Origin of the sequence: Paracoccus fontiphilus (genome assembly GCF_017356265.1) — a bacterium.
Taxonomy (GTDB): Bacteria; Pseudomonadota; Alphaproteobacteria; order Rhodobacterales; family Rhodobacteraceae; genus Paracoccus; species Paracoccus fontiphilus.
In genome coordinates this window covers 1-1240 of record NZ_JAFNAW010000163.1, presented here as the reverse complement: position 1 = coordinate 1240, position 1240 = coordinate 1, and the positions used below count along the sequence as shown (strand labels likewise).

Genomic DNA, 1240 nt, shown 5'->3' with positions numbered 1-1240 from the left:
TGGTGAGCGCGCGCGCCATGGTGCCGGTCACCGCCGCCTGGCCTGATTTTACCCCGCCGCGTGGCCGGATTTTGCACCGCCGTTGACATCACACCGATATGCCTTCACTTCGCAGCAAATAGCAGAAGCGACGGAGGTCTGTCCGCGCACAACCTCAGCCTTGCGGAAGGTAGATGCGATCATCCGCAGACGGGGCAAACATCCTCCGCGTAACTGGAAACAAGCGTGGCGCAGCGCCTGGGATGGCGCCCCAACCCGCCCGCCCTTCCCTTCTGAAAGAGAACCATGACGACATACGACAAGCGACCTAGCGCCGCCCTTATTCCCCTGCGCCCCGCCATCAGCAGCGACAGCGTCGGAAAGCCCGACATCACCCTGGAAACCTTCTCGTTCGTGGGGCACCCCGTTCGCGTCCTGACGATTGGCAGCGACCCCTGGTTCATCGCCAAGGAAATAGCCGAGATTTTGGGTTACTCCGATGCCGAGGCCATGACCCGCCGCCTGGACGACGATGAAAAGCAAAACCGACAGATTGTAGGTTTTGGACCTCGTGGCGTAGCAACGATCAACGAAAGCGGGCTCTATTCCGCCGTTATGGGCAGTAACAAACCCGAGGCAAAAGGCTTCCGCAAATGGGTCACGGGCACGGTCCTGCCTGCAATACGCAAGACAGGCTCCTACGTCCGAGGCGAGGAGGCCCTAGACCCCAACGCCCCTGATTACCTGGAGCGCCTAAAGGACCTGTTGATCGCGGCCCAAGAACGCAAGCTAGAGGCGGCAGAGGCACAACTGGCATTGCAGGCCCCAAAAGTGGCTGCACAGGAGCGGCTGGCGGCCTCAGCAGGGTCCATGTCCTTGTCTGACGCCGCCCGCTGCCTGGGCATGAAAGACCGCAAGTTCTTTGCGTGGCTACAAGACAACGGATGGATTTTCCGCAGCAGGGATAGTGCCATGCGCCCTGTGCCGTATGCCGACAAGCGCAGCGCAGGCTGGATGGAGGTGGCATCATCCACCCAGCAGACAAGCCGGGGAGAGATTGCCACGCAGTCGGCAAGGATCACCGCTAAGGGGCTTGCTAAGCTGGCTGAAATCCACGGAGTTCCGGGCTGGTAGGGCGGCAAACATTTACCCCTTCCTGTAGCTGAGGGGTCCCCTAGAGCCTGTTGCACTCAATCGACCTCATAACCTGCGGCTTTGAAGTAGTTGTAGCATTCCTCGTCGGAGAACAGATCGCAGACCT

1 protein-coding gene is annotated in these 1240 nt (G+C 60.3%); it reads left to right on the top strand.

The window, feature by feature from the left end; all coding sequences use genetic code 11:
• Positions 1-285: 285 nt before the first annotated feature.
• A complete protein-coding gene (locus J0F76_RS20645) occupies positions 286-1113 on the top strand; it encodes a phage antirepressor (RefSeq protein WP_207472338.1) in 828 nt (275 codons plus the stop codon).
• The last annotated feature ends 127 nt before the right edge of the window (positions 1114-1240 follow it).